Source organism: Janthinobacterium sp. TPC_1 (assembly GCF_056037845.1).
In genome coordinates this window covers 3402311-3426872 of sequence record NZ_CP195157.1, presented here as the reverse complement: position 1 = coordinate 3426872, position 24562 = coordinate 3402311, and the positions used below count along the sequence as shown (strand labels likewise).

General features: G+C 63.2%; 22 protein-coding genes and 3 pseudogenes. 12 read left to right on the top strand and 13 right to left on the bottom strand.

Annotated elements, in window-relative coordinates:
- Positions 1–11: 11 nt before the first annotated feature.
- On the bottom strand, positions 12–5753 hold the full coding sequence (locus tag ACQVLG_RS16855; RefSeq protein WP_474290281.1) for an alpha-2-macroglobulin family protein: 5742 nt from the start codon (positions 5751–5753) through the stop codon (positions 12–14).
- Between the two features lie 10 nt (positions 5754–5763).
- Here ACQVLG_RS16855 and ACQVLG_RS16850 point away from each other — a divergent pair, with 10 nt between their 5' ends.
- The 3 genes and pseudogenes from ACQVLG_RS16850 (at position 5764) to ACQVLG_RS16840 (ending at position 8266) form a co-directional block, all read left to right on the top strand.
- Positions 5764–6069, top strand: a complete 306-nt coding sequence (locus ACQVLG_RS16850; protein WP_474290280.1) for a hypothetical protein — start codon at positions 5764–5766, stop codon at positions 6067–6069.
- A gap of 149 nt (positions 6070–6218) precedes the next feature.
- Positions 6219–7250 carry an OmpA family protein gene (locus ACQVLG_RS16845; RefSeq protein ID WP_474290278.1) on the top strand — a complete coding sequence of 344 codons (1032 nt, stop codon included), beginning with the start codon at positions 6219–6221 and terminating at the stop codon, positions 7248–7250.
- Between the two features lie 127 nt (positions 7251–7377).
- Positions 7378–8266: pseudogene (locus ACQVLG_RS16840) on the top strand (YihY/virulence factor BrkB family protein).
- A 60-nt stretch (positions 8267–8326) separates the two neighbouring features.
- Here the strand turns inward: ACQVLG_RS16840 and ACQVLG_RS16835 are convergent.
- The 3 genes and pseudogenes from ACQVLG_RS16835 to ACQVLG_RS16825 all read right to left on the bottom strand — a co-directional run bounded on the left by ACQVLG_RS16835 (position 8327) and on the right by ACQVLG_RS16825 (position 10551).
- A pseudogene (locus ACQVLG_RS16835) lies at positions 8327–9419 on the bottom strand (AI-2E family transporter).
- A 177-nt stretch (positions 9420–9596) separates the two neighbouring features.
- Complete coding sequence (locus ACQVLG_RS16830; RefSeq protein ID WP_474290277.1) at positions 9597–9911, bottom strand: BON domain-containing protein; 315 nt, start codon at positions 9909–9911, stop codon at positions 9597–9599.
- A gap of 82 nt (positions 9912–9993) precedes the next feature.
- Positions 9994–10551 carry a hypothetical protein gene (locus tag ACQVLG_RS16825; protein ID WP_474290276.1) on the bottom strand — a complete coding sequence of 186 codons (558 nt, stop codon included), beginning with the start codon at positions 10549–10551 and terminating at the stop codon, positions 9994–9996.
- A gap of 265 nt (positions 10552–10816) precedes the next feature.
- Between ACQVLG_RS16825 and ACQVLG_RS16820 the strand changes: the two genes are divergently transcribed.
- The 3 genes from ACQVLG_RS16820 to ACQVLG_RS16810 are packed head-to-tail and all read left to right on the top strand — an operon-like array spanning position 10817 to position 11822.
- A complete protein-coding gene (locus ACQVLG_RS16820; RefSeq protein WP_230541770.1) occupies positions 10817–11263 on the top strand; it encodes an outer membrane lipoprotein in 447 nt (148 codons plus the stop codon).
- A 59-nt stretch (positions 11264–11322) separates the two neighbouring features.
- Positions 11323–11475 carry a DUF3309 family protein gene (locus tag ACQVLG_RS16815; RefSeq protein ID WP_010396415.1) on the top strand — a complete coding sequence of 51 codons (153 nt, stop codon included), beginning with the start codon at positions 11323–11325 and terminating at the stop codon, positions 11473–11475.
- Positions 11476–11519: 44 nt separating this feature from the next.
- Positions 11520–11822 (top strand): hypothetical protein, encoded by a 303-nt coding sequence (locus ACQVLG_RS16810; protein WP_474290274.1) that lies wholly within the window; start codon positions 11520–11522, stop codon positions 11820–11822.
- A gap of 154 nt (positions 11823–11976) precedes the next feature.
- Here ACQVLG_RS16810 and ACQVLG_RS16805 read toward each other — a convergent pair.
- The 7 genes and pseudogenes from ACQVLG_RS16805 to ACQVLG_RS16775 all read right to left on the bottom strand — a co-directional run bounded on the left by ACQVLG_RS16805 (position 11977) and on the right by ACQVLG_RS16775 (position 16360).
- A pseudogene (locus ACQVLG_RS16805) lies at positions 11977–13129 on the bottom strand (patatin-like phospholipase family protein).
- A 180-nt stretch (positions 13130–13309) separates the two neighbouring features.
- The gene (locus tag ACQVLG_RS16800) at positions 13310–13648 is read right to left on the bottom strand and encodes a hypothetical protein (protein WP_474290273.1); all 339 of its coding nucleotides are present in this window, start codon (positions 13646–13648) and stop codon (positions 13310–13312) included.
- Between the two features lie 21 nt (positions 13649–13669).
- Positions 13670–14056, bottom strand: coding sequence for a phage holin family protein (locus ACQVLG_RS16795; protein ID WP_474290272.1), 387 nt, complete (start codon positions 14054–14056; stop codon positions 13670–13672).
- Between the two features lie 17 nt (positions 14057–14073).
- A complete protein-coding gene (locus ACQVLG_RS16790) occupies positions 14074–14376 on the bottom strand; it encodes an ElaB/YgaM/YqjD family protein (RefSeq protein WP_034758939.1) in 303 nt (100 codons plus the stop codon).
- Between the two features lie 58 nt (positions 14377–14434).
- Positions 14435–14971, bottom strand: a complete 537-nt coding sequence (locus ACQVLG_RS16785) for a ferritin-like domain-containing protein (RefSeq protein WP_070224913.1) — start codon at positions 14969–14971, stop codon at positions 14435–14437.
- A gap of 89 nt (positions 14972–15060) precedes the next feature.
- Positions 15061–15960: an OmpA family protein gene (locus tag ACQVLG_RS16780; protein WP_230541774.1), complete on the bottom strand. Its 900-nt coding sequence runs from the start codon at positions 15958–15960 to the stop codon at positions 15061–15063.
- 25 nt (positions 15961–15985) lie between these two features.
- Positions 15986–16360 carry a DUF4398 domain-containing protein gene (locus ACQVLG_RS16775; protein WP_474290269.1) on the bottom strand — a complete coding sequence of 125 codons (375 nt, stop codon included), beginning with the start codon at positions 16358–16360 and terminating at the stop codon, positions 15986–15988.
- Positions 16361–16642: 282 nt separating this feature from the next.
- Between ACQVLG_RS16775 and ACQVLG_RS16770 the strand changes: the two genes are divergently transcribed.
- Positions 16643–18688 carry an AsmA family protein gene (locus tag ACQVLG_RS16770; protein WP_474290268.1) on the top strand — a complete coding sequence of 682 codons (2046 nt, stop codon included), beginning with the start codon at positions 16643–16645 and terminating at the stop codon, positions 18686–18688.
- Positions 18689–18868: 180 nt separating this feature from the next.
- Positions 18869–19087 (top strand): glycine zipper 2TM domain-containing protein, encoded by a 219-nt coding sequence (locus tag ACQVLG_RS16765; protein WP_010396384.1) that lies wholly within the window; start codon positions 18869–18871, stop codon positions 19085–19087.
- A 96-nt stretch (positions 19088–19183) separates the two neighbouring features.
- On the opposite strand, the gene ACQVLG_RS16760 is transcribed toward ACQVLG_RS16765, so the two are convergent.
- Complete coding sequence (locus tag ACQVLG_RS16760; protein WP_230541776.1) at positions 19184–19960, bottom strand: Crp/Fnr family transcriptional regulator; 777 nt, start codon at positions 19958–19960, stop codon at positions 19184–19186.
- Positions 19961–20145: 185 nt separating this feature from the next.
- On the opposite strand from ACQVLG_RS16760, the gene ACQVLG_RS16755 reads away from it, so the two are divergent.
- The 4 genes from ACQVLG_RS16755 to ACQVLG_RS16740 all read left to right on the top strand — a co-directional run bounded on the left by ACQVLG_RS16755 (position 20146) and on the right by ACQVLG_RS16740 (position 22380).
- Entirely contained in the window at positions 20146–20799 is a 654-nt protein-coding gene (locus ACQVLG_RS16755) for an outer membrane lipoprotein (protein ID WP_474290267.1), read from the top strand.
- 168 nt (positions 20800–20967) lie between these two features.
- Entirely contained in the window at positions 20968–21213 is a 246-nt protein-coding gene (locus tag ACQVLG_RS16750) for a hypothetical protein (protein WP_474290266.1), read from the top strand.
- A 183-nt stretch (positions 21214–21396) separates the two neighbouring features.
- A complete protein-coding gene (locus tag ACQVLG_RS16745; RefSeq protein ID WP_010396376.1) occupies positions 21397–21543 on the top strand; it encodes a lmo0937 family membrane protein in 147 nt (48 codons plus the stop codon).
- Positions 21544–21744: 201 nt separating this feature from the next.
- The gene (locus ACQVLG_RS16740; RefSeq protein ID WP_442908098.1) at positions 21745–22380 is read left to right on the top strand and encodes a YiaD family glycine zipper/OmpA-like lipoprotein; all 636 of its coding nucleotides are present in this window, start codon (positions 21745–21747) and stop codon (positions 22378–22380) included.
- Between the two features lie 71 nt (positions 22381–22451).
- On the opposite strand, the gene ACQVLG_RS16735 is transcribed toward ACQVLG_RS16740, so the two are convergent.
- Positions 22452–24554: a M16 family metallopeptidase gene (locus ACQVLG_RS16735; protein ID WP_474295676.1), complete on the bottom strand. Its 2103-nt coding sequence runs from the start codon at positions 24552–24554 to the stop codon at positions 22452–22454.
- Positions 24555–24562 lie beyond the last annotated feature (8 nt).

Genomic DNA, 24562 nt, shown 5'->3' with positions numbered 1-24562 from the left:
GATCAACCGCTTCACTGGCCCACCTTGACATTCGCATTCGGCGCTTCGCCAAACATCTCGGGCGAATACATGGCCTCGATGCGCGTGGCCGGCAGGCTGAAGTCGCCGGCATTGTTCAGGCGCACCGTGTATTCCACGCTCCAGTTACCCTTCGGCACGTAGGCGTAGTAGGCGCGGAAGGCGTCGAACGCCCGTTCCTCGAACGTGGGCCAGACCCAGCCCGTGGATTTTTCACCCGCCGTCAGCAGCTGCGAATCGCGGCCCAGGCCATTGCCCAGCACGCTGGCGCTGGCCGGGATCGGGTCGTCGACCACCACCCAGCTCATGTCCGCCTGCGCGGATAAATCCAGGCGCACGCGGTAGACGTCGCCGCGCGACCAGGCGCCCGCCGTTTTCTGTTCCACCGGCGTCACAGTTTTCTTGATCGTATAGCCGCTGGAGACGGGCGCCTTGAGCGGGATGGCCGCCAGGCTTTGCACGGTAGCCCACGGTTTACCGGTGCCGCTGTGCGCCAGGCCCAGGGTATCCGTGCCTTTCGGCCACGCCTGCAGCACGGGTCCCACTTTCGCCGCGCCATTCCACACGAGCGCTTGCGTATCGCTGCCCAATTTGACGGCGCTGGCGCCCGTCACTTGTGTGGATTCGAACTTGGCCGAGAACTTGGCAATCGCCAGGGTGCCCCAGGCGTTGGCCACCGTGGTATCCCAGCGGCCCTTCTTCTGGCGGCCCATGCTGCCGCGCACCAGGCGGCCGATATCGTCCTTCCACGCGGGGTTGTCCATCACGGCCAGTAATAAACGGTTGGCGTTGACGTCGCCGGACACCATCAGCCACCACCAGTTATCCTTGCGCTCGGTGGAAAAGCCCATGGTCGTGCCCTGGAAATTCAGGCGCGAACGCAATATCTGCTGCGCCTCGGCCAGCAGCGCATCGCGGCGCGCCAGGCTTGGCGTGCGTTGCAGCAACAAGCTCCAGTCGATGACGGCGGACGTCGGCCACAGGTTCGGGCTGATGCTGATGCTCTCCAGCGCATCGGGCGGCACTTTATTCGAACGCGACAGCGCTTCCAGCGCAGCGAGTTTACGCACGGCCAGGTCCGTCGTGGCCAGCGCGGAATGGCGCACGATCTTGCCCTGCACGAAGGCCGTCAAGGCTGCTTCCATGCGGTTCTTCGTCTGTTCGGGAATCGCATAGCCCGCTTCCCGGGTGGCCGACAGCACGTAGGCCGTCAGGCTGTCGCTGCCCTGCTCCATGATGGGGAAGTATTTCAGCAAGCCGTCGCCATCGAGGTAGGCGGGCAGGCTGGCAGCCAGCTTGTTCCACGCCTCCTGGTCTTGCAGGGCGATGGCTTTCGAGGTGTTTTGCTCGAAGCAGGTGTACGGGTAGGCGGCCATGTACTCGCGCACGCCGGGCAGTTCGCCGCCCAGCTTGGCGACAAAGCTCGTCTGCAGGCCGCCCCGGCCCGGCAAGGCGCCGGCCGGCATCTGCACGGACATATTGATGGGTTTGTCGATCTGCATCAAGGTGGCCTGGTACGTGCGCACGGGCGTGGCCTGGCCCACTTTTTGCGTGATTTTCAGCTTGTCCGTATGGCTACCCGCCTTCGCGCTGATCTCCCACACGACAGTTTGCGCGCCGAGCGGCACCTGGTAATCCCAGCCCGTTTCGCGCGCTTCGCCCGCCGCCAACGTCAAGCTCTGGCGCGGCAGCGCCTTGCCGGCCGCGCTGGCATTGAGTTCCACGCTCAGGGGGGCGGCCGAGGTGTTGCGCACCGTAAAGCCCGCGCGCAGCTGGTCGCCTTCGCGCACGAGGGAAGGCAAGCCCGACATCAGGATCAGGTCTTGCGAGCTGCGGATATCCGTGCTGCCCGTGCCGAACAATTCCTTGCCCGCGCTGGCAATCGCAACGATGCGGAAGCCCGTCAAGGAATCGTTGAGCGGCACTTGCACGGTCGCTTCGCCCTTGGCGTCGAGCTTGACGGTGCCCTTCCAGAACAACAAAGTGTCGAACAGCTCGCGGCTGGCGCCCTTGCCGCCGCCCCCGCCAGCCGGGAAGGCCTTGCGGCCGAAATGGCGCTTGCCGATCACCTGCATCTGCGCCGTCGCCGTTTCCACCTGCAAGCTGCGCTGCGCCATCATGGTATCGAGCAACTTCCAGCTATCGTTGGGCATCAGCTCCAGCAAGCCCGTATCGACGGCCGCCAGCGCCACTTCGGCGCCCGCCGGCAGCGGCTTGCCGTCGGCGCGGCGCACGCGCACGGAGACTTCCGCCTTGTCGCGCGTTTTATATACTTCCTTGTCGGACACCACCATGACGTTCAGTTCATGCGCCTGCCACCCCACGTTCAGTGGCGCGATGCCCATCTTGTAGGCCGGCTTGCCCAGGTCCACCAGGGCCGTCGGCTGCACGCCATCGACACGCCCCCGCACGACAAACACGGACACATACACATTCGGCGCATAGTTTGGTTTGACCGGGATGTTCACCACCGGTTCCCGGCCATTGAGCTGGCGCACATAGGTGTCGAGGATGCCTTCGCGCTCGACCGTGATCAGCGCCGTGCCCGAGCGGAACGGCATGCGCACCTGCAAGCTCGCCTCTTGGCCCGGTTCATAGCGTTTCTTTTCAGGCAAGACGTCGATGCGGTCATTGTCGCTGGCGTTGAACCACCAGTCGCCGCTGCCGGCCACCCAGGTTTCGCGGTTGGCCACGGCCGCATTGCCGGACGCATCCTGCGTGCGGGCGCGCAGGATCAGATTGCCGCTGGCGGGCGCCTTCACGTCGCACATCAAGAGGCCCTTGCTGTCCGTCTTGCCCGAGCACGCCGGGCCCAGCTTGACGACTTCGCTGCTGTTTTCATACGCATAGAAGCCGCCGATCAGCCGGCGGCGGTGCGAATAGCTGTTGCGCTGGAAGAAGTCGACGGCGACCGGGGCGTTCGCCACGGGCTTGCCATTCGTGCCCAGCACGGCGACCGTGAACTTGAAGGCATCCTTGCTCAAGGCCCAGGTGTCGGGCTTGATGCCGATCACCACATTCGATGGCCACAGCGGCACGCGCGTGGCGACGGAAGCCGTCTCGCCATTCGCATCCTGGAAAGCCATTTCCGCCACCAGGTCGCGCGGCACGGACAGTTGCGGCAACTGGTCGATGACGATGCGCGCGCCGCCGGCCTTGTCCAGGCTCAAGCTTTGCGTGCGCGCGGCCGTCGCGCCGGCGCTGGCAACGCCACGGCCTTCATCCTGCCATTCGCCTTCATCGTCGTCGTAGCCCGTGCCCTGTTTGACGAGACCTTCCTTCACGTCGCCATTGCTGAAGCTGTAATCTGGATAGTCGGCAAACGTCACGCTCTTGTCTTGCAGCACCGTGCGCAGCTTGACGGGCGCATTCGTGGCGGCGCCGCCGGCCAGGTACGTGATCTGCGCATCGAGGGCCACCTGCTTTGCCTGCACGGCGGGCGCCTTCGGCCCCTGCAGCACGGCTTTCATGGTCGGCACGCGGAAGGCTTCTACGCGGAAACTGCCGGAAGGACGGCCCGCCATGGTGACGCTGTACTCTCCCTGCTTGGCGTCGGCGGGAATGAGCCAGTCGCTTTCCGCCGTGCCGCCGGCGGACCAGCGCAGGGGCAACTGGTAATTCTGGTCACTGCCCTGGTGCGTGATGACGACGGAGGTGGCGCTGCCGGGGCCGTTGTTCTTGTCGACCAGGCTCATGCCCTCGCCCGTGTGCTTGCGTATAAAGTGCTTCATGTGCACGGTTTCGCCGGCGCGCAGCAAGGTGCGGTCGAAAACCGTGGCCAGCAAGGTGTTGTCGGCCCGCGTGTCGTCCGTGGGCAGGTTGAAACGCCAGGCTTCGATGCCGCCCACCCAGTCCGACAGGGTAAACGTCATGTCGCCGCCGCTGCGCGCACTGATAAAGTAGCGGCCATTGTTCTTGCAGCTGGAAGCGGCCAGCTCGCCGGGGATGTGCGCCACGCCGTCCGCGCCCGTGGCGCCTTGCCACAGCAGCTTGCCGGCGCAGTCGCGCACGGCCACTTGCGCTTTCGCAACAGGCGCGCCCTTGTCCAGCGACGTGACCCACACGAGCGACGATTGCGCGCCGTGCTTGAAGTGGGCCGCCAGGTTCGTCACCAGCGCGGCCGTGCGGATATACGCCGTCGTCGGTTTGCCAAGCAGCACTTTGCCCAGGATGGGGCTGGCCAGCTCGACCACATAAAAGCCCGGTTTCTGCAAAGGGATGCCGATCACTTCAAAGGTTTTCTTGCCATCGGGACGCGGCAGGCTGATGGGGCGCGTGCCGGCGGCGTCGGCCAGCACGGATTTGCTCATGTTGCCCGCATATTGGGCATACGGCTGCCAGTACTCGCCGCCGGCGCCATCGCCGGCCAGGCGCTGCATCCACTCGATGATGAACTTGTCGTCATTGTCGGGCACGCGCAAGGTGGAGCCCGTGGCGGCAGCGGATGGCTGGGCGACTTCCTTGCCTGACAGCACGGGCTCGATATTGCGCACGGTGACGGGCAGCAAGCCGTCGCCCTTGGCTTCGATGATGCCGAACGGGGCCGGGAACTTCAGCAGCGGCGGCTGTTCGCCCGTGCGCACCGTCATGGGGAAGCGCGCGCGGTTGAGCAAGGCGCGGCCCGCATCGTCTGTCAGCTTCGGCGGCAAGTTCAGCACGAAACTGGCTTGCACGGGGAAGGGGCCGTTGAAGGTGGCGCTATACAGGAACTCCGCCTTTTCTTCCTCTTTTGCAATCGTCGGCGCATACGTCTTGCCGCCGCCCTTCAGGGTCATGGCGCGCACCTGCGCCGCGCTCACGGGCGCGGAAAACTGCACGCGCATGGGCAGGAAGGGAATGCACTGCTCCTTCGGGTTGCTGCGCTCGCAACTGAACTTGGCCGTGAAATCGGGCCGCGTCTTGTACTGCAGGGTTTGCGCCTTGTCCGTGGCGATGCCACTGGCGCTGGCAATGCCTTCGCCCCACACGAGCGACACCTTGGCGTTGGCGGGGAAGCTGCGCTTGCATTGCAGCACCGTGACGGGCAGCGGCGGCGCGCCCTTGCTGGCGACGGGCATGCCCACTTTCCACAGCGTGCCCCGCTTCTTGAAATACACGGTCAGGTAGCGGTCGAGAAAACTCTTGCGCAGGGTCAATACCTGCTCCAGCTCCTTGCCTTTGAGCAAGCGCACGGGAATCTTTTCATTGATGCCATCGGCGCGGCAATACGCGTTGGCGGCCACGCTGGCCTCGTTCGGCGCGGCGTCCAGGCCCAGCACGAAGATCTGGTTTTCATCGATGTAGGGCTGGCCGTCATACGGTACGGCCTCGACGATGGCCGGGCCGCCCGTGGAAAAGCGGTACGCCGCCGTGCCCTGCAAGGCCTGGCCCGCCAAGTCCTTCAGCCCTGGCTTCAAGGTGAAGCTGCAGGCCACGCCGGCCGGCAAGTCGCGCTCGAAATCGTAGTTCCAGTTGCGCTCGTCGGCCCAGCGTCCCGCGCCCGCCACGACGCCAGGCTCGGCCTTGCCGCAATCGATGGCGAACGGCGCGGGCAAGCCCATGTCGCCGAACGGCACCATCGGCGTGGCGAACTGGGCCCGTACCTGGCGCACGGCCTTGACCGTGCCGCTCGGTGAAAACAAGGCTACGCCGCTATCGGCCCAGGCCGGCATAGCCAGGCCCAGCGACAACAGCAGACCCAGCGGGCCCAGCTTGCCAGACAGCGGGGAAGAAAAAATACGGGGACGATCAGGCACGGGTAACTCCTTGATGAAAGTGGCGGAGCTGGCTGCGGCGCGCAAAAGTTGCCCAATGAATCTCGGCAAGGCAGCGCGGCAGGAATACAACAGTAATGTAATATTAGTTATCAAGCTCATCATTGTTGCTAATATACAGTGGCAAGCCAGCAGCAAGTCGTACGATTGCCTCTTGCGGCGACACCCGTCCGTTGGCGGTTGCCGCCAGTTTTTATCGAGGCAGATGAGTTTTTTTCAACAGCAAAGTATTTGTCGTGAATCTGCAACACCATTGATATACCGCAATGCTTTGTGCGCCAACGCACCGACCGGTTGAACGTGCAACCGTATTCTCTAGTCCAACAGCAGTGCATTTATCGCAAGAAAGCGCACCTGGAATTGTTGTCTATCTCTAGCAATAGCATGTCTGGCAGTTGTCGCATTGATGCAGTAGAGACAATCTCTTATCAACGTTGGGAGTTACTTGTGAATAATCTAAAAAAAATCGCCGTTGCCGCCGCAGTACTGTGCTCCGCCCTCCTCGGCGCACAGGCCCAGGAAATCAATCCTTCCTGGTACATTCAACCCAGCCTCAACGCACTCAAGCCAGATTCCGACTTCGCCACGGATAAAACCGGCTATGGCGCAGGCTTGCGTTTCGGCAAACCTGTTTCCCAGGACTGGGATATCCAACTGGGCACCACGTATGCCCGCTCCAAGGATGGCCAACAGCGCTACCAGCAAAATACGCTGGGCGTAGACGGCCTGTACATGTTCTCGCGCAAAGCCTTCCGCCCCTTCCTGCTGGTCGGTGCCGGCATGCAGCGCGACAAGGACACCAGCTTTGCCTTCGGCGAACGCAGCAAGAGTTCGCCATACGCCAGCGTCGGCCTGGGCTTCCAGTCCACCATCAATGATCAATTGTCGTTCCAGGCTGACGTGCGCAATGTGCACGGTTTCCTGCGCGGCAATACCTTCGACCCGAGCAGCAAGTCGAACAACTACTACGTCACCGTGGGCCTGAACTTCGCGTTCGACAAACCGCCTGCACCGCCGCCACCACCGCCACCGCCGCCAGTGCGCGAGGAAGTCGTCGTGGTCGTGCCGCCACCACCACCGCCACCGCCGCCGGCACGCTTTGAAAAAGTGACGATGTCGGCAACGGAACTGTTCGCGTTCGACAGCGCCAAGCTGGGTCCGACACAGACCAAGCTCGACGAAATCGCCCGCGTGCTGAACGCAGCGCCGGACGTCAACAACGTCGTCATCAGCGGTTATGCCGACCGCATCGGTTCGCCCAAGTACAACCTGAAACTGTCGCAGCAGCGCGCTGACGCCGTCAAGGAATACCTGGTCGCCCATGGCGTCGCCGCCAACCGCCTGACGGCCGAAGGCAAAGGCTCCACCAATCCTGTCGTCACCTGCGATAACAAGAAACGTGCCGACCTGATCAAGTGCCTGGAACCGAACCGCCGCGTTGAAGTGGAACAGATCACCATCGAACGCCGCGTGCAGTAAGCTGAACGGTGGTACGCCACTTGTAAATAAAAAAAGGGGCTCGCGCCCCTTTTTTGCATTGAAAGCCATCATGAATTTTTCTACCCGCTATCCCAGGCTGGCCGGCCTGGCGCCGCTCAGCAAACAAATGCGCAGCGTCATCGTCTGCTCCGTCACCGAATGGCTGGAACACCGCGCCTCGAGCAAGGGCGCGGCCCTCGCCTACTACACCTTGTTTTCCATCGCCCCCATCCTCGTGCTGGTGATCGCCATCGCCGGCTTCTTCTATGGCCCGGCCGCCGCGCGCGGCGAGCTGATGGGTCAACTGCAGGGCTTGCTGGGCACGCAGGGCGCCGAAGCCATCCAGCTGGTGCTGGCCGGCGCGAAGAACCATGAGCAAGGCCGCATCGCCACCCTCATCGCCAGCGCCCTGCTGCTGTTTGGCGCCACCAGCGTGTTTGCGGAACTGAAGGCCAGCCTCGATGAAATCTGGCAAGTGCCGCCATTGAAAGAGGCGGGCGCCTGGGACATGCTGCGCACGCGTGCTCTCCTTCGGCCTGGTACTGGTGCTGGCCTTCCTGCTGATGGTGTCGCTGGTGGTCAACGCGGCCATGGCCATCCTCGCCAACTTCTGGGAAGGCGTGTGGAAAGACACGGCCGTGCTGTTTACCATTTTGTCGAACCTGATCGGCTTTGCCGTCATCGCCAGCCTGTTTGCCGTCATCTATAAAATGCTGCCGCGCGTGCGCCTGTCCTGGCGCGACGTGCTGATCGGTGCCGTGGGCACGGCGTTCATGTTTTCACTGGGAAAATACGCGATTGGCGTGTACATCGGCAATAGCGGCGTGGCCAGCAGCTATGGCGCGGCCGGTTCGCTGGTGGCCCTGCTGCTGTGGGTGTATTACTCGGCGCAAATCTTCTTCCTGGGCGCCGAATTCACGCGCCAGTTCGCCCTGCAGCTGGGCAGCATGAAGGATATGCCGAAGACGGACGATGGCGACGTGCAAGTCAAGATACTGAAACGCCACCAGTCCTGAGCAGGCTGACGCATGTCAAAACGGCGCCCGCGGGCGCCGTTTTTCTTGTGCTGCCGCAAACTATTCGCCCAGCAGCTCGGCCACCACTTCCATGCCCTGCACGCGCTCGGCCACCACCTTCACGATGACGATGATGGGCACGCCCAGCAGCAAGCCCCAGACGCCCCACAGCCAGCCCCAGAACAGCAGGCTGATGAAGACAGCCGTGGGATTCATGCGGGCGATGCGCCCCGTCATCCAGGTGGTCACAAAGGTACCCACCAGGGTGGCGATGGCCATCGACGTGCCCGTCACCAGCAAGACCATTTCCAGCGATTCGAACTGTAAAAAGGCCACCAGGCCCGTGGCGATGGTGATGAGCAGCGGGCCGAAATACGGCATGATGTGCAGCAAGCCGGCCACGATGGCCCAGGCGCCCGCGTTTTCCAGGCCGATCACGCGCAGCGCGATCCACATCAGGACGGCCAGCAAGACATTCGTGACGAGCAGCATGAACATATAGTTTCTGGATCGAGGTATTGATGTCTTCCAGGATGTGCACGGTGACCTTCTTGCGGCTCAGCGACGGCCCCGTCAGCTTGACGAGCTTGCGCTTGAAGGTATCGCCCGACAGCAGCAGGAAAAACACGAGGAAGATGACCATGGTGGCCTGGCTGAGAAAGCCCACCAGACCCAGCGAACCGGCCCAGACCCAGTCCATGATCTTGAAGTTGGGCGCCTCGGCAGCGGCGGCGCGGCGGTTGTTGCGGCGCGCTTCGGCGCCGGCGGCCACTTGCTCGATTTCATTGGCCACGGCTTGCATTTTCTGGAAGGTGCTGTTCTTGCCGCCCGTACTGGCGGCGATTAGCCGCGACAGTTTATGCGTGGCGGCCGGCAACTCTTCCACGATGGATTCAAATTCGCCCTGCACGCGCTCGACGACGACGATGGAGCCGAACAGGATCAGGGCCGTGACGGCCGTGGCGCCGATGGCGCGCGGCAGGCGCAGCTTTTCCAGCCAGGCGACGACGGGATTGAGGGTATAGGCAATGAAAATGCCGAAGATGACGGGAATGAGGAATTTCTGTGCCCACTGCAGCGCATAGATGAAGCTGACGGTGGCGATGATGCCCAGGGCCATGCCGCGCGCATGGACGTGCAGCGGCAAACGCAGGGATGCGTCTGGCTGCTCCACGGGCGCGCCGGGAGGTGGCCCGGCAGGCTCGGTGGAGGCAGCCGCCACCGGCTCGGGCGGGGTATCTGTAGGCTGGATATGCATGCGATTCCCGCGACGGTCGGTGGAGGGCCGCAGGGCCAGCCGTGGGGCTGGCCGCTGCGGCAGTTCATGCCATTACTTGACGCGGATGTCGTTTTTCACCGACTTCACGCCCTTGACGCCACGGGCAACTTCGCCCGCTTTGGCGGCATCGGCTGGCTGCGCAACGAAGCCGCTCAGCTGAACCACGCCCTTGAAGGTTTCAACGTTGATTTCCGTCGATTTCAGGGTCGGCTCATTGAAGATGCTGCTGGCTTTTACCTTGGTGGTGATGGCCGCGTCGTCCAGGTACTCGCCCGTACCTTCCTTGGTTGGGGTGGAAGCGCAACCTGCAACGGCGAACAGGGAAGCGACGAAAAGGCCAGTAGCGATCGATTTAGTGAATTTCATGGTGGTTTCCTTAGGAGTGGTCAATCAATGTGCTCACAATGAGCTTCTTATACCAGTGTGGTGACTGTGCGCCGGAGGGAGCTCAGTAGCCAAACTGGGTTTTTGCAGCCTTGATACAGTCATCCTTGGCTGCGCCGGCCAATGCATCGCATTTTTCTGTCGCGACCTTGTACTCGGCTTTTCTTTTTGCTTCACGCGCATCGCTGCGCGCTTCGATGACTTTCTTGTCCGCCTTGGCATCGGCCAGGGCCGCCACCTTGGTGGACTTGGCCAGCTTGACGCAGACATCCTTGTCGTTGCCCGTCAGCGCATTGCAGCGCGCCAGGTCGACGTCGTAGTTGGCATCGGCAATCTTGATGCGCGCCTTGGTGTAGGCACGCAGGGTATTCGTGTATTGCGCCTGAGCAACTGCTTCATCATAGGCGCGCACGGCCTTCGCTTCGGCGATGCAGACGTCCTTCGGGTTGCCCGTGATTTTTTCGCATTCGGCGTGTGCCAGCTTGTAATTCAGGCCCGCCTGTTCATTGGCCGCCTTGTAGGCCGCTTTCGCTTCCGGCGTGGCAGCCACTGCCTGGCCGCCCCAGGCGGCGCACGCCAGGCTGACGACGATGGCGGTGAAAAGCTTGTTCTTGTTGTGCATGTATTTCTCCCTGGTGGTAGCAAGCATGTCTGCTTGGCATGACTACCGTTTTACGTGGATCGCCGCCGCTCTTCTGTACGCTGCCGTACACAAGTAATTTATTTTGAAAGCGGAAGGCAGACAGGGAGAAATAACAACGTTTTGCCGGATAGCGCCAGCCAAAGATGTCATTTAAGCAGCAAATAGGTACGTGCGGCAGCGTACAGACCGGAGGCACGGGCCTGACTAAGATGGCCCTACACCCTCACCTCGTCAGGAGAATAAAATGAAAACCAACGCCACCTTGGCTGCACTGATGCTCGCCGCAACCGCCGTACTCAGCGGTTGCGCCACCGGCCCTACCCAGTCACAACAGTATTACCCGGCCAACCAGCCTGAGTCCGCCATGTATGGCACTGTCGACTCCATCCAGATCGTGCAAGGCGGCGGACAGACCAGCGGCGCCGGCGCCGTGGTCGGCGGCATCGCCGGCGCCCTGCTGGGCAACACCATCGGCTCGGGCAGCGGCCGCACGGCCGCCACCGTGGCGGGCGCCGTCGCTGGCGGCGTGGTCGGCAACCAGGTGGAAGGCCGCAAGCAGCAAGCGCAGGCTTACCAGATCAGCGTACGCCTCGACAACGGCGAATACCGCACCGTGGTGCAGGACAACGCGAATGATTTGCGCCCGGGCAACCGCGTACGCGTCGTTGACGGCCGCGTCTACCGCTATTAATCCGCTGGCCGGGCTTGCCAGCAAGCCCGCGCCGGACCATGCACCAACAAGGAGATACCATGGGCACCATCATTCTGATCATCTTGATCCTGGCCCTGGTCGGCGTCCTGCCCACCTGGCCGCATAGCCGCAACTGGGGTTACGGCCCCAGCGGCATCGCCGGCCTGGTCGTAGTGATACTGATCCTGCTATTACTGACGGGCAGGTTGTAAAAAAAGGCGCTACGGCGCCTTTTTTATTGCAAGGAGGAAATATCATGACTATCCACAACACACTCTTGGCCACCCTGTTCGCTTGCAGCGTGGCACCATTGGCACTGGCCCAGACGGCCACGCCGCAGCCGGGCGACCCGCAACGCTGGTATCAGGAAGACAGCACGGCGCAAGCCCAGCTGCGCACCCTGCGCAAGGAAATCAGCGCCGCCCTGGCCGAGGCCAAGAAAGCTTGTCGTCTGGAACCGTCCGCCGCGCGCGCCAGCTGCCTGAAGGACGCGCAGGATACGTACCGCCAAGACATGGCGAACGCGGAAAAACTGCGCGAAGCGGCGCATCCGCAGTGATGCGTCGTGCTGTTGCGACGCCAGACAAACCGCAACGCCTGACAAAACCGTCGCGAGCGGAAGGGAGAGGTGGCTAAGAAGCGCAACCGTACTCTAGTACGGTGAGCATCGCAGGCCGCCTATACCGACGCGCAGCAGGTTTTGACAGGCGTCACTAAGCGGCGTCGCGCTCGTATGGCGGCAATTCATGCACCACGAGCGGCGTGTCTTCCGTGACAAAGGCCAGCCAGCCGGCCGCCTTGATTGCGCGCAAGGCATCCTGGTAGCCCTGCTCCCAGCGCCACTCGATGGAGCCCTTGGAAAAGTTGATGTCCTTGGCCGCCATATGCCAGTCGCGCCCCGCGTACGGCAGGCGCACGATGTGCATGGTGCTGTCGCAGCCCAGCGCCGCCAGTTCTTCGGCCTGGCGGTGGCTGTGCGCGTCCTCGGGCAGGCGGGCGTACAGTTCCCGCCTTGTGCTGCAGGGTATGCGTGTTGACGTAATCCTCGATGTGGCGTTTCGAGCGCGACGCGAAGGTGACGTCCTTTTGCCGCGTCTGCACTTCATCGAGGGTCGTCGGTTCCGGCCCTTCCGAACTCCACAAATCGACCATGAAGACGAGCGTGTCGACGTGGGGCGTATCGTCGAGCACGGTTTCCAGCGGGGTGTTCGAGTACAGGCCGCCATCCCAATATAAATCGCCATCGATCCGCACACCGGCGAAGCCGGGCGGCAAGGCGCCGCTGGCGCGGATGTGGTCGGCCGTCAACGGTTGCTGCTGGCTGTCGAAACTGGTGAGGCTGCCGCATTTGACGCGCAGGGCGTTGACCGTCAGGCGCATGCCGCCCGGCTGGTTCAGGTAATCGAAATCGACCAGTTCACCGAGCGTGCTGGCCAGCTCGCCCGTATCGTAGAAGCTCGCTTCTTCCGGCTTGACGGCAATTCCGGCGGGAAACAGGCTGAATGCGCGCGGCTTGAAGAAGCCGGGCACGCCGCGCAGCACCGTATCGAGCGTGGCCAGCCAGATGTTCGAGCGGCGTTGCTGGTCAGAAACAAGGTTCATGTCGATGCTGTCGCGGTGCGCCACGCGCTGCCAGAACTGTTTTAGGCGCACGAGGCGGTCTTCGTGCTTGTTGCCTGCCAGAATGGCGGCATTGATGGCGCCGATCGAGGTGCCCACCACCCAGTCGGGCGCCAGGCCATGTTCGTGCAAGGCGTGGTAGACGCCGGCCTGGTAGGCGCCCAGTGCGCCGCCGCCTTGCAGCACCAGCACGATGCGCAGGCGCGAAGGATTTAACTGATTGATCGGTGTCTTCGCATTCGTCATCAAGATGGCCCCTCTGTCCGCCGCGCGAAATGCGGCGTGAATCATTGTAAGGGATTGTGCGCGCTTTAAGGAATTGTGCGCGCTTTAAGGGATTGTGCGCGCTTGCGCGTGCGCGCGTCGGACGTTGCGTACAGGCAAAAAAAAACGCCGTCGATGACGGCGTTCCTGTGCGGCTGGCGTTCAGCGCTTGCGGCGCAGCCAGCTGGCGGCCGCGGCGGCCACGGCCACGAGGACCAGGGCCGGCTTCACCAGCTTCTTGCGTCCGATAAACGATAGCGCCGTCAGCACGTAAGGCATGGCACCTTGCAAACGCATGCCGCCCGGTGCCAGCAGGGATTCGACGCGGTGGCCGGCAAAGCCGACCGCCGTTTCGACCACGCCCTGCAGCATCGATTCGGGACGCAAGGCATAGCCCACGTTGGCGCGCGCATGCACGATGCCCACGCGGTACATCTCGCCCTGGGCGATCAGCAGGCGCTTGCGGGCGGCTTGCGCCGCCAGTTTGTCGTTTTCCAACATGAATTCTCCTCGTAGGGCAGCTTACATCAGCATGTCGCGGTCGGCCTTCAATTCCGCCATGGTGGCGGGCATGGACAGCCGTCCTTGACGCAGCATGGCGCGCGCATACATGACCAGGCCGATGCCCAGCAGTACGAACACGACCGTCATGATCGCCAGGATCTTCCAGCCCAGGCTATCCCAGGCCAGGAAGACGATCAGCACGCTGCCGTAAGCGATGGCAAACAAGCCCGCCACCGTCGCCAGCGCGAAAATGACAATCAGCTGCAACACGTGATTGCGCACTTCCGACAGTTCGATGGTGGCCAGTTCCAGCCGCGACAACATCAGTCCGACGGCGTTCTTGGCCAGGCCGGCAACCGAACCGATCAATCCCGGCCCCTGGTGAGACGAAGCAGACTTGTCCATATCGCTCCTGAGTGGGATTACTTGCGGCCCAGGATGAAGCCGACCAGCACGCCGACGCCAGCGGCGACGGCCACCGTGCGCCATGGGTTTTCCTTGACATAACCGTCTGCCTGGGCAGCCATCTGCTTGGTGGCGACGATGGCCGACGCTTGCGCTTCGTGTGCCTTGGCCAGAGCGGCGTCCAGGGTTTTCATGCCCTTGATGCGCACTTCGTCAGCTTTTTCGCCCGTCAGGGCGGCAGCGGCGCTGAACAGGGCTTGCGCATCCTTGACCAGCGTTTTGACATCGTTATTGACGGTGGTGATATTGTTTTCCAACATGGTTTAGCTCCTTAGCTGTGGATGAATGTAGTTACTATACCTACTTTACTCAAAAACACTATTCCATTAGATCGCGCATATCATCGGCGTGCTCTTCCTCGACAGCCATGATTTTGATCAACAAATGGCGTGTCGTCGGGTCTTTGTCGCCAATTTTCACGATCATCTGGCGATACGACTCGATCGCTACCCGTTCCGCGATCAGATTGGCACGCACCATGCTTTGCACGTCTTCGGAGTCATCATACTCGGCATGGCTGCGCGCAAGCAATGTTGCAGGATTAAAATCTGGCTTGCCATTCAATTGCACGATGCGTTCGGCCAGCCAGTCGGCGTGCTCCTGCTCCTGTTGCGCATGCTCAAGGAACTCGGCCTTGATGGTGCCATTGTCGCGCCCGCTCACGGTGTAGTAATGGCGTTTATAGCGCGCAATACACACCAGTTCGGTGGCCAGCGCCCCATTCAACAGGGTGATCAACTCCTGGCGGTCGCCCTGGTAGCCGGCCGTCACGGCGCCGTCGTCCAGGTTTTTGGCGGCCGCGCGGATGGCGGCCGTATCGATGCCAGCTGGAATCTCAACAGATGTTTGGGTCATGATGCTTCCTTTCAAGTATTGCATGGGTATCCACCGGCCAGCATTCGGCCGGTGCTGCCTTTCTACTGCCGCGCCAGGCGGCGCAGCTCTTAACGGCGGGCAGGAATGGCCGTATTGTCTTCCGACAGAACAATCTCCACACGGCGATTCAGCTGGCGGTTCGCCGCCGTATCGTTGCCGGCGGCCGGATAGGCAGCGCCATAGCCTTTCGTGGCGATGCGGTCGCGGCTGATGCCTTGCTCCAGCAGCGCATTGCGCACGGATTCGGCACGGCGTTGCGACAATTCCAGGTTGTGCGCGGAGCCGCCCGTGCTATCCGTGAAGCCTTCGATCAGCACGGTGCGCTGCGGGTTGTTTTTCAGCACGTCGGCCAGCTTGCGCGCCGTATTCGCGCCATCGGCCGTCAGGTTTGCCTTGTCCGTGCCAAACAGCACGTCGCCCAGGGTAATGACCATGCCGCGTTCCGTTTTCTTGGCGGCCAGGTCGGCCAGCTGGGCTTCCAGTCCGGCGGCGCGGGCCTGCGCATCGCGGGCCGACGCTTCGGCCGCTTGTGCCTGTGCCTTGGCAGCTTCCGCATCCGCCTGTGCCGACTGGGCGCGGGCCGTGGCCTGGTCAGCCTGCTGCGTGCGGGCATCGAGGCGCAACTGGTCGCGCTGCTTGCCGGCATTGGCGATATCGGCTTCGGCGGCTTTCTGCTTGGCGACTTCTTGCGCCGTGGCTATCTTTTGCTTGGCCAGGTAGGCCAGCTTGTCGACTTTTTCGCTGTCATCCTGGCGCGTGGCGGCAGCGTTGGCCGCTTCCAGTGCAGCGCTCGCTTCGCGGAATTCGCGCGGCGCATAGGTCGACACCAGCGGGTTCGATTGCGCCGCCATGTAATCGCCGCGCGTCTGGTCGAGCAGGCTGGTGGTGGTCGGTGCGGAGCTGCAGGCGGCAACGAGGGCGGCCATGGCCAGCAGGCCGGGAATGGTGGTGTAGGTAGCTTTTTTCATGATGGAATCCTGTTCTTCTTGTTAGTTATTGTTTCGGGGCTTGCTGGTTGGCACGGTCGAGTTCTTCGCGCATGACGCGGATGTTCTCGTTGATTTCATCGGCGGCGCTGGTGGCCTTGGCCGAGTTGGCCTTGCTTTGCGCCAGCTTGGCATCGGCTTGCGCCTGGTCGGCCAGGTCGCGCGCCAGCTTGTAGTCGCGGTCTTTCAGCGCTTGGTTGGCCATGCGCATTTTTTCGCGGGCCGAACGCATTTCATCGGGTGCCAGGTCGGCAGCGCCGGCGCTGGCAGCGTTATCGACTGCGGCGCGCGACACGGCGACGTCGGCCGTGGCCGGCGTTTTCAGGCTGGAACAGCCCGTCATCAGGACAACGGCGGTGAGGCAGGCGGCCAGAGCGGTCATGGGGGTGTTGATGAAATCTCGGTTTGTCATTTTTCTTCTCCTGGAGAATGTGATTGATGTGTAACAGGTGGAACGAATCAGGAACTGCGTTTGATGTATGACGTTATAGGCCCCGGCTCCCCGCATATCCGTTCGGTGCCGCACATAGAGTAGGAAATCGACAATACTTGCATGGGCAACGTGCGCCAGCGCACGCGCCGGGCCGCAAAAGCGAGAAACGGGCCCGGCTTGACAGCGATTCCTGTAGCATCGTGAATACTTGTCCAGAAAGAATCGTCGCCCATGCAACTGTCTCGCCGCCAGAAAATCGCCCTCGCCAGCACCGCCGTGCTCGTCGCCCTGCCCGTCACGGCGTCCATCGTCCTGCTGAACATGGACTGGAACCGCGCCAAGCCCTGGCTCAATGCGCGCGCCAGCGAAGCGCTGGGACGGCCGTTTGCCATCGAGGGCGACCTGGCGCTGACGTGGCAGCAGCCAGGCAAGGCAGCGGGGGAAAAAACCTGGCGCGACTATCTGCCCTGGCCGCACCTGCAGGCCAAGGACGTGCGCCTGGGCAACCCGAGCACCATGGCCGGGACGGATGGCCAGGCGCAACTGGCCAGCGTGGGCCAGCTGGCGTTCTCGCTCAATCCCCTGGCCTTGTTGGAGAAGAAGATCATCATCCCGCAATTGCGCTTCGACACGCCGCAGGTGCGCTTGCTGCGCAGCAAGGATGGCAAGAACAACTGGACCTTCGACAAGCAGGACCAGCCATCGCCGTGGCAGCTGGAGCTGCAAAGCGTGGTCTTCAGCAAGGGCAGCGTGACCTTGGACGACGGCGTCAGCAAAACGGCGATGCGCGCCGACGTCGACACCATCGCCGGCGATGCGCGCTACGGCATCGCCTGGAAACTGTCCGGCACCTACCGCGGCGAAAGCGTCCAGGGCGGCGGCAAGGCGGGCGGCGTGCTGTCGCTGCAGCGGCAAGGCACGCCCTTCCCCATCCAGGCCGACATGCGCGCGGGCGGCAGCAGTGTGGCCATCGAAGGCACACTGACGCGCCCCGCCGACCTGGCGGCGCTGGACGTGCGCCTGAAGCTGTCCGGCCCCAGCATGGCCCGGCTGTATCCCTTGACGGGCGTGCTGCTGCCGGAAACGCCGCACTTCAGCACGGAAGGCCATTTGACGGGCACCCTGGCGCCGCGCGGCGGCGAATGGGTATATGACCAGTTCAGCGGCAAGGTGGGGTCGAGCGACATCAGTGGCAAGCTGGCCTTTTCCGCCAGCACGCCGCGCAAGCGCCTGACGGGCGACGTCCACTCGCGCCTGCTGCAATTTTCCGACCTGGGTCCACTGGTGGGCGCCGATTCCAGCGCCAGCAAGAAGGAACGGGGCGTGCCGTCGACGCAGCCGGCCGGCCGGCCGGGTCTCTTGCCGGTGGAAACCTTCAAGACGGAGCGCTGGACCAGCCTGGACGCCGACGTGCGCTATACGGCCGACAAGATCACGCGCGACGCCGAGTTGCCAATCAGCAAGCTCGACACGCACGTGGTGCTGACGGACGGCGTGCTGTCCTTGACGCCGCTCAACTTCAACGTGGCGGGCGGCACCCTGACGTCGCAAATCAAGCTCGACGGCAGCGGCAAGGTCATCGCCAACGGCATCGCGGCCGAACTCAAGGCCAGCGCGCGCCATCTGCACATCCAGCAACTGTTTCCCCGCTTGCCGGCCCTGCAAGCGAGCGTGGGCGAGATCAATGGCGACGCTTCGCTGTCGGCCACGGGCAATTCCGTCGCCAGCCTGCTGGGCAGCTCGAACGGCGAAGTGCGCGCGCTGATCAACCGGGGCAGCATCAGCAAGCTGCTGCTGGAAGAAATGGGCTTGAATATCGGCAGTGTCGTGCTGGCCAAGCTGGCTGGCGACAAGCAGGTCAAGCTCAATTGCATGGCCGCCGACTTCACCGTCACCAAGGGATTGATGCGCACGCGCCAGTTCATCGTCGACACGGATGACGCCGTCCTGCATATCGACGGCACGGTGAACCTGGCCGATGAACGGCTGGACCTGACCCTGCGGCCCGACAGCAAAGGCTTGCGCATCTTTTCGCTGCGCTCGCCCCTGTATGTGCACGGCACCTTCAGCAAGCCCGACGTGAGCGTCGACAAGGGCGTGCTGGCCCTGCGCGCCGGCGGCGCCCTGGCGCTGGCCGTGGTGGCGCCCGTGGCGGCGCTGCTGCCGCTGGTCAATACCGGCCCCGTCGAGGACAGCGAATGCGCGGCCCTGCTGGCCCAGGCGCGCGTGAAACCGGTGGCGCCGAAACCGGGCAAGGCGCCGCGCAAAAACCGTTAAGAAATACGCAGCCGTGCACGATTACAATTGTTACACCCCTATGTGCGTTGCCGAACAGACCCTGCCTTGTCACAATCCTATTCTGTGATCGTGCCTGAAACACCCAAGACGTGGCGATACGAAGTCCCCCGGCCCATACCATGCCGGCGCCACGAGGTCCGAATTCATAGGAGAACTATCATGCAAATCATTAAAAAAATCGCCGCTACCACTTCCGTTGCCGCCCTGCTGCTGAGCCTGACCGCTTGCGCCAACATGTCCGGCCAGGATAAGAACACGGCCATCGGCGCTGGTATCGGCGCCGTTGCCGGCTCCGTGCTGACGGGCGGCAGCGCCGTCGGCGCAGTCGGCGGCGCCGCCGTCGGCGGCGTGATCGGCAACCAAGTCAAGCCGAAGTAATCGGCCATCCGAAAAGCGGGGTGGGCGCGCAGGCGCCTGCCCCGCTTTTTTGCGTGCGGCTTCCGTTGACGACATTGAAAAGTTATTCTGAGGAAATTAGACGAAGACGTTGGCCATGCCGATGGCGCCGCTATCCTTGACCAGCTCGTAGCAGCGGCAAGACACGGCTTCCAGGCCGGCCGAATCGAGGATTTCGATATTGCCGCGGCTGTAGGTGATGAGTTTTTGCTGTTGCAGCGCGCTGGCCGCCTTGGTCACGCCGACGCGCCGCACGCCCAGGGTATGGGCGAGGAATTCATGGGTCAGGTGAAATTTTTCCGATTGCAGGCGGTCGCGCGTGATCAGCAGCGAACGGGCCAGGCGCGCCTCGAGCACGTGGAAGCGGCTGCACACGGCGATCTGGATGGCTTGCGCCAGCAAAGTGTCCGTGTAGCGGTACAGCAGGCGCTGCAGGGAATCGAGCTGGGCGAACTCGGCGCAGAAATCGGCCCGCGCGATGCGGCTGGCCGTGCCGGAACGTTGCACCACGGCACGCACTTGCGCCAGATCATGGCCCAGCGCGACGGAAGCGCCCAGCACGCCTTCGCGGCCGACGGAGCCCACTTCCAGGGTCATCCGGCCTTCCGCCACGGCCAGCAGCGAGATCAGGCAATCGCCGGGGAAATAGATATGGCCGATAGGCTGGCCCGGTTCGTACAGCACCTCGCCCACCTCGACCGTGACGGTATGGAACAGCGCCGTCAGGTGCCGCAAGTCGTGCTCGGGCAGGCTGGCCAGCAAGCGGTTGCCCGCGTCAAGCGCGCCCGCAGGCGTGCCCAGGCCGGATCGGCCTGCGTCGCGGGACAGGGTCATGCTGGCAGTCGTTGGTGGCATTGCTTTTCCTTGGTGTCGTTACAACTCGACATAATTTTTACCTAGCCTACGGTGCCGTACCACCCCTGTATGTACGGTGACGCACGGAAGCGGGGCAAGCGGCGCAGCACACTGGCAATACACGCGAATCGCACGGATAACACGCACTACCCATTTCATTATTTATAAAAACCAAGGAGCTTTCCATGACCACCACCACCAAATCCCTCCATCCGCTGGTACTTGCCGCCGCCGTCGCCGTCCTGCTGTTTTGCGGCGTGGGCACGGCAGCCCTGATGGGCTGGCTGCCTTCGTCCCAGGGAGATAGCCAGCCCCTGGCGGCCAGCACCTCAGCCGAGCAAATGGCCAACCTGCAGGCAAACCAGCCGCCAGCAAACTTGCAACCGGCCGGCGCGCAGCCGCTGGCCGCCCTGCCGCCACAGCAGCAGCCCGTGCGCCAGCCGCAGCCGCAGCAGCCACCACCGCAGCAATACGCGGCGGCCCCGGCACCGGCACCGCAGGTGTGCAGCAATTGCGGCGTGGTCGAAGCCATCCATGAAGTCAATACGCGCGCCGAAGGCAGCGGCGTGGGCGCGGCCGGCGGCGCCGTCGTCGGCGGCTTGCTGGGCAACCAGGTGGGCGGCGGCCATGGCAAGCAACTGGCCACCGTGCTGGGCGCCGTCGGCGGCGCCGTGGCCGGCAACCAGATCGAAGGCAGCGTGCGCGCCACGCGCAGCTACAACATCGTCGTGCGCCTCGATAGCGGCAAGACGCGCACCGTGCACCAGAGCGCCGCGCCGAACTGGCGCCAGGGCGACCGCGTGCGCGTCGTCAACGGCGGCTTGCGCGCCATCGGCTAAGAGAAGCGCGGCGGCGCCGCTGCCGGAATGAGTGGCAAATCCAACACACGCCCGGCCTGTCCGGGCGTTTTCTTTTTGATAATGTTCGTTGGCGTACAGATGAGCTTGCCGTGACGCGAGATGATGCATTCAGGAAAGTTCAACGGATATTCCCCTCAAGGAGCGGCGATGGAAAACGACAAGACAGGCAGCAACAGGATCTGGCTGGGTTTTATCGGCGGCGGCATCCTGGCCACCGCGCTGGGCTTCTGCGCGCTGGACCTGGCGCCGGCGCAAGCGAGCGCACCCGTGTTCGGCGTGATGCTGCTGCTCACCGGCGGCATGCTCAGCTGCCTGGCGGGCGCCGTCGGCATGGCCGGCATGCTGGCGTGGCTGCCCGGCATGGCCGACGAACATGCCGACCGGCCCCGATAGTTGAGACTTGTGTACGACAGCGTACAGAACGCAAGGGAAACAAAGTAGACACTAAGTCATGGCATCAGCGTTCAGCGACCCAATCGCCGCGCAATGACAAGAACCGATGACGGCGCCATGCGCCAGCGCCTTCCAGGCCTGGGCCGCCGCCGTCATCCACACATTACTCTCGGAGGACATATCATGTTGTATACAATCGCCGTCGTACTCATTATTCTTTGGCTGCTGGGCCTGGTAACTTCCTATACCATTGGCGGCTTCATCCACATTCTGCTGGTAGTCGCCGTGATCATGGTCCTGCTGCGCCTGATCAGCGGGCGCGGTTTATAGAGGTCGGCTTACCGGCCAGACAAGGCGGCGCGCGTGCAAACGGGCGCCGCTTTTTTTGCATACGGTGTGCGTGCTGGCAAGCAGCGCCATTTTGCAGTAACGTGTGCAGGTAATTCCTGGGTATGTCCCAATAACAAAACAAGGAGAAAATCCATGAAAGTAGCATTCAAAAAAGGCCCTGGCGCCAAATCCCTGATCGGCATGCTGGTGATCGCGCTGGCCGCCACCGGCTGCGCGGATATGTCCTCGACGCAACGTGGCACGGCCACGGGCGCGGGCATCGGCGCAGGCCTGGGCGCCCTGATCGGCGGCACCACCGGTGGCGGCAGCAGCGGCCGCACGGCCGGCGGCGCCCTGATCGGTGCCGCAGCTGGCGCCGTGGTCGGCAATATCTGGTCGAACCGCATGGAAAACCAGAAGCGCGCCATGGAGCAAGCCACGCAGGGTACTGGCGTGCAAGTGTCGCAGACGTCCGATAACCGCCTGAAAATGGAAATCCCGAGCGACATTTCCTTCGATACCAACCGCGCCGACATCAAGGGCAACTTCCGCCCGATTCTCGACCGCTTTGCCGCCACCCTGAATGAAAACCCGAACACGACGGTCAGCATCATCGGCCACACGGACAGCACGGGCAGCGATTCCATCAATGAACCGCTGTCGGTGGAACGCGCCGCCCACACGCGCGACTACCTGGCCATGCGCGGCGTCTCGCCGACGCGCGTCGTCACCGAAGGCCGCGGCGCCCGCGAGCCGATCGCCTCGAATGCGGATGCATCGGGACGCGCACGCAATCGCCGCGTGGAAATTTACGTCGCGGAATTAGCGCCGCGCTAAGTTGACTCGCATCAATAAAAAAACCCGCTGGCAATTACATTGCCAGCGGGTTTTTTTCCATCTAAAACAGCTTATTTCGACGTCGTTGCCTTCGCGCCGCTTTCACCCTCTTTCGCCACCTTGGCAAAATCGCCCGCCGTCACGACCGACACGGCCGCTGGCTTCAGGTACTCGCGCAAGCCCTGGTTCACTTGCGCCAGGGTCAGGGCCGCCACTTTCGCTTCCAGGTCCTTGTCGTAGGCCATGGTGCGGTCTTCGGCAAGGTAGCCGGCCAGTTCGCGCGCCAGGCCGCTGTCCTGCGTGCGGCCCACTTCCTGCGATTGCAGCCAGCCTTTCTTCGCTTCCGCCAGTTCCTCTTGCGTAAAGCCGTCGGCCAGCGCCTTGGCGATTTCCTCGCGCAGGGCCGCTTCCACCTTGACGGTGTTTTGCGGCGCGCTGATGGCGTAGGCCATCCAGTAGCCGGCCGGTTCGCGCGACGGCACGGACACTTGCGAGCCGACGCCGTACGACAGGCCTTCCTTCTGGCGGATGCGGTCGGCCAGGCGGCTGCGCAAGGCGCCGCCGCCGAGCATATGGTTAGCCATCAGCAAGGCAGGGTAGCTGGCGGCATCATCCTTGAGGGGAACCGGCTGAATGGCGAACAGCACGCTGTTGGCCTTGTCCGGCGTTTCCAGGGTGACTTTCTCGCCGCTGACGGGCTTGACGGCGTCGGGAATGCGCACGTAGGGCTGCTGCGCCTTCCAGCTGCCGTACAGGCTGGCCACTTGCGCCTTCAGCGCGGCCGGGTCAAAGTCGCCCACGGCGGCAAAGGTGGCATTCGACGCGCCATAGTAGGCGCCATGGAAGGCTTTCACATCGGAAACCTTGATGGCTTTCCATTGCGCCAGTTCCGCCGGCAAGGTAGCAACGTGGCGCACATGGCCTTCCGGCGTGGCGTCGAGCAGGCGGCGGAAGGCGTTCACGGCCAGCGGCTGCGGTTCAGGCAACTCCTGCTCGGCGCGGCCCACGCGCTCGCGCTGCAATTCCAGGAATTCCGTCTCGTTCAGGGCCGGCTTTTGCAGCACTTGCGCCAGCAGATCCATGGCGGCCGGCAAGTTCTCGCGCTTGCCCGTCAGCATGGCGGTCACGCCTTCGGCGCCACCGGAGATGGCCACTTGCATGCCCAGCTGGTCGAACTTGTCCTTCACTTCCTGGCGCGACAGTTTATCCGTGCCGCGCGACAACAAATTGGCCGTGTAGCTACCCACTTGCCCCTTGCCGCGCAAGCTTTCTTCGCTGCCGAGCTGCAATTTCAATACGACGCTGACGTTGCTGCCCTTGGTTTTCTTCGGCAGCAAGGCGCCCTTCAAGCCGTTCGGCAAGGTGAAGCGCGTGGTGCGCGCCTCGATATTGTCGGGGCTGGGGTCGAACGCTTCGCCCTGCGCCACCACGGCGCGGCCCGTGTAGCCGGCCAGCTGCGGCGCCACGTCGGCGTAGGCCGGCACAATGGTGCGGTCCGGCGCATCGGTGGGGATGAAACGGCCCAGGGTGCGGTTCGAGCTCTTCAGGTATTTCTCGGCCGCCGCCTGCACTTGCGCCGTCGTCAGCTTGTCGAGCTGGTCGCGCTGCAGGAAGAACAAACGCCAGTCGCCGGCCGCCAGGGACTCCGTCAGGGCGATCGTCATGCGCGCCGTATTCGAAGTGATCAGTTCCACCTGCTTGTTCAGCTGCTGTTTCACGCGCGCCACTTCCGCATCCGTGATCGGCTGCGATTTCAAGTCTTCCAGCACTTTCAGCATGGCCGCTTGCGCTGCGTCAAGGTTGCCATCGACGGGCACGAGCGCGCCGAACAGGTTGTAGCCCGGTTCCAGGTTGCTCACCGAGTTGTATTCGATCTTGCTGGCCAGCTTGGTTTCCACCAGCGCCTTGTGCAGGCGGCCGGCGGGCGCATCGGTCAGCACGTGGCCCAGCACCTCGATGGCGACGGCGTCCGGGTTGCCGGACGGCGCCACGTGGTAGCCGGCGCCGACGAATTGCGTGCCGCCGCTGCGGCGCACCGTCACGGCGCGCTCGCCATCCTGCACGGGTTCGGCCGTGTAGGTCGGTTCGATCACGCGCGTCGGTTTCGGGATCTTGCCGAACAAATCATTGATCTGCTTCAAGACCTTGGCTTCATCGAAGCGGCCCGCCACCATCAGCACGG